Origin of the sequence: Corallococcus sp. 4LFB (genome assembly GCF_046520365.1) — a bacterium.
Taxonomy (GTDB): domain Bacteria; phylum Myxococcota; class Myxococcia; order Myxococcales; family Myxococcaceae; genus Corallococcus; species Corallococcus caeni.
In genome coordinates this window covers 1-9,013 of the sequence record NZ_JBKGHJ010000362.1, presented here as the reverse complement: position 1 = coordinate 9,013, position 9,013 = coordinate 1, and the positions used below count along the sequence as shown (strand labels likewise).

Below are 9,013 nucleotides of genomic sequence, written 5' to 3'. Positions count from 1 at the left end.
CGCCGCTTCACACGCCGCGTCCGCGTGCTGGAGGTTGCGCAGCACCGCGCGCCAGCCCAGCGACACGCTCACGCCGCACAGCGCCGCCACCGCCAGTCCCCGGGCCGCCCAGTCCGCGGCCACGTCGCCGAACAGCGGCCGCCACGACAGGTACACCGTGCCCTGGACCAGCCGCGCCACCGTGCACGCGCCCGCGAGCACCACACCCGCCGTGGCCAGTGGCCGCACCCACCGCATGGGCGTGGGCCGCCGCAGACAGCGCCGCAGCAGCGCCTTCCACGAGGAGGACTCCGGAGCGGACGCCGTCACCGGGCGCCAGGGCTCCACGGGCCGGGCCGCTTCGCTTTCGCGGTAGCCGAGCGCGGGCAGGGCCAGGAGCAGGTCCGCCGCCAGCTCCCAACCCAACGCCAGGGCCCGAGCCAGCCGGGTGCGCGTCTCCAGCGACACCCAGTCCACCAGGGACGCGGTCGCGGGGAACTGGCCCACCCACGCGTCGAACGCGGAGTCCAGCCGGTCCACCGCCGTGAGCAACCGGTCATCCAGCGTGTCCGCCGCCGCGTGCACGCCCACCGCGACCAGCGCGAGCAGGCCCAGCGGCATGAACGCCCAGCGGAACGCCCCCAGGAACCGGGACACGTCCGTGAGGAAGCTGCTCGAAGGCTCCGAGGAGCTGGATGGGTGGGACGGCATGGAGCGCCTCCGGGCGGTCCCCCATCAACGCGGGAAGCCCGCCCGGGGTTTTAAGCCTCCCGCCGCCCGGGACGAAAACACCGCGCGCTCCGCCCGGGGCCACTGCCCACCCGAGGCGGCCCAACTGGTCCGACTGTCGGACCAGTTCGCGCGCTGCGCCCCTGACAGGGCCACAGGACCGTTCTCGCCCTCTCATCCACGAGGACTGAATTCCTGTCCGAGGGCAGAAGGCTCTCCGTGCCGCCCGCGGACGGCGTCCCTGCCCCGCAACGACAACGCCCCGCCCCTTCGCGCCCGGAGGCGGAAGAAGACGGGGCGTCGTTCCGGTCAGCGCCCTTCCTTCACGAAAGGGCCACTGCGCGGAGCCGGACTCAGGCCTTCGCGTCCGGCGTCGCCACCGGGGCGGCGGCGGCGGCCGGAGGCGTGCCCTGCGCGGTGGCGCGCTCGGCCATGGCCTCCTTGCGCGACAGGCGGATCTTGCCCGTCTTGTCGATGCTGACGACCTTCACCAGCACCTCGTCGCCCTCGCTCAGCACGTCCGACACGCTCTTCACGCGCTTGTCGGACAGCTCGGAGATGTGGATGAGGCCGTCGGTGCCCGGGAACAGCTCCACGAAGGCGCCGAACTCGGCGATCTTCCGGACGGTGCCCGTGTAGATCTTCCCGATCTCCGCCTCGCGCGTGAGCGCCTGGATCATCGCGATGGCCGCCTTCACCGCGTCGCCGTTCGCGCTGGCGATGTCCACGCGGCCGGTGTCCTCGATGTTGATGGCCGCGCCCGTGCGCGCGATGATGTCCTTGATCACCTTGCCGCCCGGCCCGATGACGTTCTTGATGAACTCCGGACGGATCTGGATGGTGGTGATGCGCGGCGCGAACTGGCTGATCTCCTTGCGGGGAGCGCTCAGCGTCTTCGCCATCTCCGCCAGGATGTGCACGCGGCCCTGACGCGCCTGCTCCAGCGCGCGGCTCATGATCTCCGTGGTGAGGCCGGTGATCTTGATGTCCATCTGGATGGACGTGATGCCCTTGGACGTGCCGCAGACCTTGAAGTCCATGTCGCCCAGGTGGTCCTCGTCGCCGAGGATGTCGGACAGGATGGCGATCTTCTCACCCTCCTTCACCAGCCCCATGGCGATGCCGGCGACCGGCGCCTTGATGGGCACGCCCGCGTCCATCAGCGCCAGCGTGCCACCGCACACGGAGGCCATGGAGGACGAGCCGTTGGACTCGAGGATCTCGGAGACCAGACGCACCGTGTAGGGGAACGAGTCGCTGGCCGGAATCATGTTGCGCAGCGCGCGCTCCGCCAGGGCGCCGTGACCCACCTCGCGACGGCCGGGGCCACGCAGGGGCTTGGTCTCGTTCACGCTGAACGGCGGGAAGTTGTAGTGCAGCATGAAGCGCTTGAAGGCCTGGCCGCCGAGCAGCTCCAGCCGCTGCTCGTCCTCGCTGGTGCCCAGCGTGACGACCACCAGGGCCTGCGTCTCGCCGCGGGTGAACACCGCGCTGCCGTGCGTGCGCGGCAGCACGCCCACCTCGTTGGTGATGTCGCGCACCACGTTGTGCGGACGGTCACCGATGCGGCCACCATTCACGGTGAGCTCACGCATGTGGTCGTACTTCAGGTCCTCGATGACCTGCTTGGCGTGCTTCTCCACCTGCGGGGTGAAGTCCGCGCCCAGCTTCTCCTTGAGCGCCGCCAACGCCGCCTTCTTCGTCTTGGAGAGCGCCTCGTAGCGCGCGCCCTTCTCCTTGATGGCGTAGCCGGCCTTGACGCCCTCCATCGCCAGGGCGCGGACCTGGTTGCGCAGCCCCTCGTCGATGGTGGCCTGCTTGTCGTACGCGCGCACCTGCTTCTTCAGCTCCGCGCGCAGCTGGTCCTGCAGGTCCAGCACGGGCTGGGCCTGCTGACGGCCGAACTCCAGCGCCGCCACCATGTCCGCCTCGCTGACCTCCTCCGCGCCACCCTCCACCATCACGATGGCCTCGCGGCTCACCGCCATGACGAGGTCCAGGTCGCTCTGCTCGCGCTGCTTCGCGGTGGGGTTGGCCACGAACTGGCCGCCCACGCGGCCCACGCGGATGCCCGCGATGGGGCCGTTGAACGGGATGTCCGACACCCACAGCGCCGCGGAGGCGCCGGTGATGCCGTGGATGTCACCCTCGTTCTCCGGGTCCGCGGAGATGACGGACGAGATGATCTGCGTCTCGTAGGCGTAGCCTTCCGGGAACAGCGGACGGAGGGAGCGGTCCACCACACGGGAGGCCAGCGTCTCCTTCTCCGTCAGGCGGCCCTCGCGCTTGAAGTAGCTGCCCGGGATGCGGCCCGCCGAGTACAGCTTCTCCTGGTACTCCACCGTGAGGGGCAGGAAGTCGATGTCCTTCTTCTCCCGCGCGCTCACCGCGGTGACGAGCAGCATGGTGTCGCCGTAGCGCACCACCACGGAACCGTCGGCCTGCTTGGCCAGGCGGCCCGTCTCGATGCTCAGCTCGTTCTCACCAATCTTGACGCTCTTCTTCAACATGTCGTGTGGCCTCTGTGCCTGCTTCGCGTGCGAGGACCCTCGCCAGCCGCGGCCCGCCCACGTGCGTGGGGCAGGAGCCGCCCGGACAGGGGCCCTCTGGGATTGAGCGGTCGCCAGGGCCTGAAGCAGGCACATGCCAGACGAACGCTGCCTGTACTGCGGAAACGGGCTCCGTTGCGGAGCGCCGGAGGGATGGACCAGACCTCTTGATCCCTGATCACACCCGCCCACCCATGACTTCAGGTCGGCCGGTCTGAACGGAAACCAAAAGAGCCCGCCTCCACCTCTCCCTCGCCCACTCCTTCGCCCATGTTCCGCGCTTCTGTTCTGCAAACCGTGCTGCGTGCTGCCCAAATGCACGGGGCGCTGGTGGTGTGCCAGCGCCCCGGGGACTTCTCGAGGACTACTTGCGGATGCCGAGGCCCTCGATGAGCTTCTTGTAGCGGGCCACGTCCTTGGACTTGAGGTAGTCCAGCATGCGGCGGCGCTGACCGACCAGCTTCAGCAGACCGCGGCGGGAGTGGTGGTCCTTCTTGTGGGTCTTGAAGTGCTCGGTGAGCATGTTGATGCGCTCGGACAGCAGCGCCACCTGCACCTCGGGCGAGCCGGTGTCGGACTCGTGGGTGCGGAACTTCGTGACCAGCTCGCTCTTGCGTTCCTGATGCAACGACATGGGCTTCTTCCTGAATCCCGCTCCGGGGTGACCGCTCGTGCCGCCTGGGTCCGCGGAGGGGTACAGACCCGGCCTCATGGTCCTTCTAACGAGCGGGCCGCTTATAAGCTTCACCCCCTGGGGGGTCAACCTTCGCCGCCCGTCCGTCCGCCCTTCGGGGGCCGTGACAGTGCGAAGACGTACAACCGGCAGCCGCCCGGCATTCCGCCCCCGCCCGGGGACAGCTCCCGGGCGGACGCCTCGTCCAGGGCCACGTGCAGGTACAGGCCCCCCGGCTCGCCGCCGTCGCCCGCCAGCAGCTGCCGGGTGCGCGGATACAGCCGCAGGAGCGCCTCCACCACGTCGCCAATGCCCGCCGCCGCGGGGACGCCCAGGGACAGCTCGCGCCGCCCGTCGAAGGCGCCGCGGAGGGCCGGGGCCACGCTCACGGCGATGTCATGGGTGCGGGTGGCCACCTCAGTTGAACACCCGCAGGTAGCGCAGCCGCCCGCCCACCACCTCCGCCATGGCGAGCAGCGCGTCATCCGGGCCCAGCACCCGCACGCGGCCCGGCACGGGGGCGACCTCCACGGGGACACCGTGTGTCACCCGCCGGGCCTCCTCCGCGTTCACCCGGACCGCCGGCAGGTCCGTCAGCGAATCCGCCAGCGACACCAGCCGCGCTTCCACGGCCTCGCGCGACAGGGACGCCAGGTCCCCCAGCGGCAGCGCGCGCGCCAGCGTGAAGGGGCCGCTCATCGTGCGCCGCAGCGCCTCCAGGTGCGCCCCGCAGCCGAGCGCGCGGCCCAGGTCGTACGCCAGCGTGCGCACGTAGAAGCCCTTCGTGCACCGCACGGACAGCGTCAGCCGGTCCGCGGAGAAGTCGCGCAGCACCAGCTCGTGCACGGTGACGGTGCGGCTGGCCCGCTCCACCTCTTCACCCGCGCGCGCCAGCTCGTACAGCCGCTTCCCGGCCACCTTCACCGCCGAGTACATGGGCGGCACCTGTTCGAAGGTGCCCCGGAAGCGCGCGAGCACCGCCTCCAGCAGCGGGGCCGTCAGCGGGGGCACCGGGGCCTCCGCCGTCGGCTTGCCCTGGGCATCCTGGGTGTCCGTCTCGATTCCAAGCCGCACCACGGCGTCGTAGGCCTTGTCGCCCTCCGTGATGATGCCGGCGACCTTGGTGGCCTCCCCCAGGCACACCGGCAGCACGCCGGTGGCCATGGGGTCCAGCGTGCCCGTGTGGCCCGCCTTCTTCACCTTCAGCAGGCCGCGCACCTGGCGGACCACGTCGAAGGACGTGGGGCCCAGGGGCTTGTCGATGACGAGAACGCCGTCCATGAAGCGGGACCTACCAGCCTTCCTTGCCGCGCACCTCGCGCAGGAGCCGGTCGATCTTATCGCCCTCGCCCACCGAAGCGTCGAAGGCGAAGAAGATTTCCGGCGACACGCGCAGGTTGACCGCGGACGTCACCTCGCGGCGCACGAAGCCCTTGGCCGCCTCCAGGCCCTTCTGCGTGTCCGCCTTCTCCTGGTCCGTGCCCAGCATCGAATAGAACACCTTCGCCACCCGCAGGTCCGGCGACACCTTCACGCCGGTGATGGTGATGAAGCCGATGCGCGGGTCGCGCAACTCTCCCCGCGTCAGCAGGGCACCGATGGCCGCCTGGATCTCCTGCCCCACGCGCTCGGGTCGTGCATGCGTCGTCATTTCTTCTCCCAATCTCGCGGGTTGCGCAGCGCCCGGGCCTTCGCCCGCGCGTCGTCCAGCGTCAAGGTTCCACCTTCACCCGTGGGGCGGGACGTCCCGGGCCCGGGGCCCGCGCCCTCGTGCCGCTGGTCCCACGAGCCCAGCCCCTCCGCCTCCGCCAGCGAACGGTCGCTGCGCAGGAACCGGGCGATGGCCGCCTCCGAGTGCGCGTGCGCGTCCTCGGGGGACAGGTGGGCGTCCTCGTCCTCCGGCGCCGGCACCTTCGCCGGGGCGCGGAAGCCCGTGGGCCTCTTGTCGGAATAGAGCGTGTCCCCGAAGGCGAGGATCTCCGTCTCCCGGGCCATCAGCGGTGCGACGTACATCTCTTCGATGAAGTGGATGATCTTCTCCAGCTGCTCATCCACGTGCGGGCGCTCGTTGCCCACGACGGCCAGGGCCACGGACGCCTTCTGCCAGAGGTCCTGGTCGTCCACTTCGGCGACGGCCACGTTGAAGCGGGCCTTCACCCGGTCCGTCACCCGGCGGAGCACCTGCCGCTTGGACTTCAGCGAGGCGCTCTCCGGAATCTGGAGGGTGAGGCGTGCGACACCGACGAACATAGAGGTCCCCCAGGCCGGCAGCGGCCCTGAGCGCTCCATCCCCGCCAGGGCCCGCCGACGCTTCGTCCATCCCCCGGGAAAGGTGGGGCCTTCCCCGGGGTCCGTCGAGTGCGCCTCTCCAGGATGACGAGAGGCGCTGTCTCTCCGGCTTACGAGAGGCTCTGCCGGGTCTCCTCGATCTCGTAGGCCTCGATGATGTCGCCGGCCTTGAGGTCGTTGAAGTTCTCGATGCCGATACCGCACTCGAAGCCCTGCGCGACTTCCTTCACGTCGTCCTTGAAGCGGCGCAGCGACGCCATCTTCCCGGAGAAGAGCTGCTTGTTCTCGCGCATGAGGCGCACGAACGAGCCGCGCTTCATCACGCCGTCCAGGACGGCCGCGCCAGCGATGGTGCCCAGCTTCGGCACGTTGAAGGTGTTGCGCACCTCCGCACGGCCCAGCTTGCGCTCGGTGCGGATGGGCTCCAGGAGGCCCTCCATCTCCAAGCGAACCCCGTCGATGAGCTCGTAGATGATGGAGTAGCTCTGCAGCGTCACCTGCTGCGCCTTGGCCGCGGCCTCCGAGCCCGACTCCGGCTTCACGTTGAAGCCCAGCACGACGCCCTTGGAAGCGGCGGCGCGCATGACGTCGGTCTCCGTGATGGCGCCCACGCCCGCGTCGATGATGACCACCCGCACCTTGTGCGTGGTGAGCTTCTCGACCGCCTGGCGCACGGCCTCCGCGGAGCCCTGCACGTCCGCCTTGATGATGACGCGCAGCTCCTTGGGCCCGCCGCCCGCCTTCGTCTTGGCGAAGAGCTGGTCCAGGGACTCGCGGCTGACCTTGCTGAGCTCGGTCTGCCGCTCCTTCATGCCGCGGTGGTCGGCGATCTGCTTGGCCGCCTTCTCGTCGGAGACGACGTTGATGGCGTCACCCGCGGTGGGCACGCCGGACAGGCCGACGACCTCCGCGCAGTAGCCCGGCTTCACTTCCTTCACCGCCTCGCCGCGGCTGTTGTTCATGGCGCGGACGCGGCCGTAGTGCGTGCCGGTGACGATGGCGTCGCCCAGCTTGAGCGTGCCCTCCTGCACCAGCACCGTGGCCACGGGACCGCGGCCACGCTCCAGCTTCGCTTCCACGATGGCGCCCACGGACGGACGGGACGGATTCGCCGTCAGCTCGAGGACCTCCGCCTGCAGCGCCAGGTTCTCCAGGAGGAGATCCAGGTTCATCTTCGTCTTCGCGGAGACGGGCACCATGATGGTGTCGCCGCCCCACTCTTCCGGCACCAGCTCCTGGCTCGCGAGGTCCTTCTTCACGCGGTCGGGGTTGGCGCCCGGGACGTCCATCTTGTTGATGGCGACGACGATGGGCACCTCCGCCAGCTTCGCGTGCTTGATGGCCTCCACGGTCTGGGGCATCACGCCGTCGTCCGCGGCCACCACCAGCACCACGATGTCCGTCACGTTGGCGCCACGGGCGCGCATGGACGTGAAGGCCTCGTGGCCCGGGGTGTCCAGGAACGTGACGTCGCCGCGCGCGGTGGACACGCTGTACGCGCCGATGTGCTGGGTGATGCCGCCCGCCTCGCCCGAGGCCACGCTGGCCTGGCGGATGGCGTCCAGCAGGCTCGTCTTGCCGTGGTCGACGTGGCCCATGATGGTGACCACCGGCGGACGGGGACGCTCGTCCTCCGCCTTGGCCGCGACCTCCGGCAGGTAGTCCTCCACCTCGAAGCCGACGCGCTCGACCTTCCAGTGGTAGTCGGTGGCGATGAGCTCCGCGGTGTCGGCGTCCAAAATCTGGTTCGCCGTGGCCATCTTCTGCATGCCCATCAGCTTCTTGATGAGCTCCGCGGTGCGGATGCCCATGCGCTGACCCAGGTCGGAGACGCTGATGCCCTCCTGGAGCTTGATGACCTTCTTCTCCTCGGCCATCTGGGTGATCTGCGTCTTGGCGCCCTTCTTCGTGGGCTTGCGCTTCTTGCCGCGGATGGGGATCTGGATGCGGCCCCAGACCATGTCCGACAGCTCCTGCTTCGAGACGCTGGTCGTCTCAGGACCCGTGCGCTTGCGCTGGCCACGCTCCTTGTTCTTGGAGACGTCCACCAGCTCGCGGCCGCGGCCCAGGTGATCCGGGACGACCTTGTACTCGCGCTTCTCCGTGCCGAGCGCCGTGCGGCCCGGGGCCATGGGGTACTGCTTGGCCTGGGTCGTGGTGGGCGTGACGCGGCGGACCTGGATGAGCGGGCGCGAAATCACCACGGCCTGGGTGGCCGTGGGGCGAGCCTGGGCGCCCGGCGTGGGCGCGACCTGGGCGTGCGGGACGCCGCCGACCATGATGGTCGGACCGGTCGGCTGCACCGGAGCGCCCGTGCCACCCGCCGTGGGGGGCGAGGAAGGACGCACCGGCCCCGTCTGGCCCGGACGCGCCTGCATGGGCGCTCCCGGACGGTTCATGGGGGGAGAGCCCGGACGCCCCTGCATGGGCGCGCCAGGACGGCTGCCCGGCCCCGAAGGACCCCCCGGACGGCTGCCAGGACCCCCAGGCCCCCCCGGACGGCTGCCCCGGCGGCCCACCAGGGCGCCCGCCCGTGGAACCCGGACGCTGCACGTAGCCGGGACCTCGGGAGATGACCGTCGCGGACGTCGACGTGGAAGAAGGCGTCCGAGCGGTGGGCGGGACCGGCGAGCGCTGAGGGGCGTTGGGCAAGCGGGGACTCTCCTGCGTAGGACTGCGCGGTGTCGCCGTGGCCGGGGTCGGCTCGGCGGCCCGGGGCGTCTCCACCACGGCCGCGGGAGGCGGGGTCGGACGGCGGCGTCACGGGCGGGGTGGCGGTTGCCGCAACAGGCGG

7 protein-coding genes and 1 pseudogene are annotated in these 9,013 nt (G+C 70.4%); all 8 read right to left on the bottom strand.

Features of this window, described 5'->3' with window-relative positions:
• A partial coding sequence (locus ACLEQD_RS30325) for a hypothetical protein (protein ID WP_410388873.1) occupies positions 1-690 on the bottom strand: 690 nt, incomplete at its 3' end.
• Between the two features lie 371 nt (positions 691-1,061).
• A complete protein-coding gene (gene pnp, locus ACLEQD_RS30320) occupies positions 1,062-3,218 on the bottom strand; it encodes a polyribonucleotide nucleotidyltransferase (protein ID WP_410388872.1) in 2,157 nt (718 codons plus the stop codon).
• Positions 3,219-3,621: 403 nt separating this feature from the next.
• A complete protein-coding gene (rpsO, locus tag ACLEQD_RS30315) occupies positions 3,622-3,891 on the bottom strand; it encodes a 30S ribosomal protein S15 (RefSeq protein ID WP_014398807.1) in 270 nt (89 codons plus the stop codon).
• Positions 3,892-4,016: 125 nt separating this feature from the next.
• Positions 4,017-4,346 carry a hypothetical protein gene (locus ACLEQD_RS30310; RefSeq protein ID WP_410388870.1) on the bottom strand — a complete coding sequence of 110 codons (330 nt, stop codon included), beginning with the start codon at positions 4,344-4,346 and terminating at the stop codon, positions 4,017-4,019.
• A 1-nt stretch (position 4,347) separates the two neighbouring features.
• A complete protein-coding gene (truB, locus tag ACLEQD_RS30305) occupies positions 4,348-5,211 on the bottom strand; it encodes a tRNA pseudouridine(55) synthase TruB (protein WP_410388868.1) in 864 nt (287 codons plus the stop codon).
• Positions 5,212-5,221: 10 nt separating this feature from the next.
• Positions 5,222-5,581 carry a 30S ribosome-binding factor RbfA gene (gene rbfA, locus ACLEQD_RS30300; protein ID WP_120523869.1) on the bottom strand — a complete coding sequence of 120 codons (360 nt, stop codon included), beginning with the start codon at positions 5,579-5,581 and terminating at the stop codon, positions 5,222-5,224.
• Positions 5,578-6,180 carry a DUF503 domain-containing protein gene (locus ACLEQD_RS30295; RefSeq protein WP_410388866.1) on the bottom strand — a complete coding sequence of 201 codons (603 nt, stop codon included), beginning with the start codon at positions 6,178-6,180 and terminating at the stop codon, positions 5,578-5,580. Before ACLEQD_RS30295 ends, rbfA begins: the two co-directional genes overlap by 4 nt.
• 149 nt (positions 6,181-6,329) lie before the next feature.
• Positions 6,330-8,952: pseudogene (infB, locus tag ACLEQD_RS30290) on the bottom strand (translation initiation factor IF-2); the annotation flags it as partial.
• Between the last annotated feature and the right edge of the window lie 61 nt (positions 8,953-9,013).

Bases quoted from the DNA above. Each gene is read 5' to 3' on its own strand.
- pnp (WP_410388872.1), bottom strand. From the start codon at position 3,218: ATGTTGAAGAAGAGCGTCAAGATTGGTGAGAACGAGCTGAGCATCGAG.
- rpsO (WP_014398807.1), bottom strand. From the start codon at position 3,891: ATGTCGTTGCATCAGGAACGCAAGAGCGAGCTGGTCACGAAGTTCCGC.
- truB (WP_410388868.1), bottom strand. From the start codon at position 5,211: ATGGACGGCGTTCTCGTCATCGACAAGCCCCTGGGCCCCACGTCCTTC.
- rbfA (WP_120523869.1), bottom strand. From the start codon at position 5,581: ATGACGACGCATGCACGACCCGAGCGCGTGGGGCAGGAGATCCAGGCG.
- ACLEQD_RS30295 (WP_410388866.1), bottom strand. From the start codon at position 6,180: ATGTTCGTCGGTGTCGCACGCCTCACCCTCCAGATTCCGGAGAGCGCC.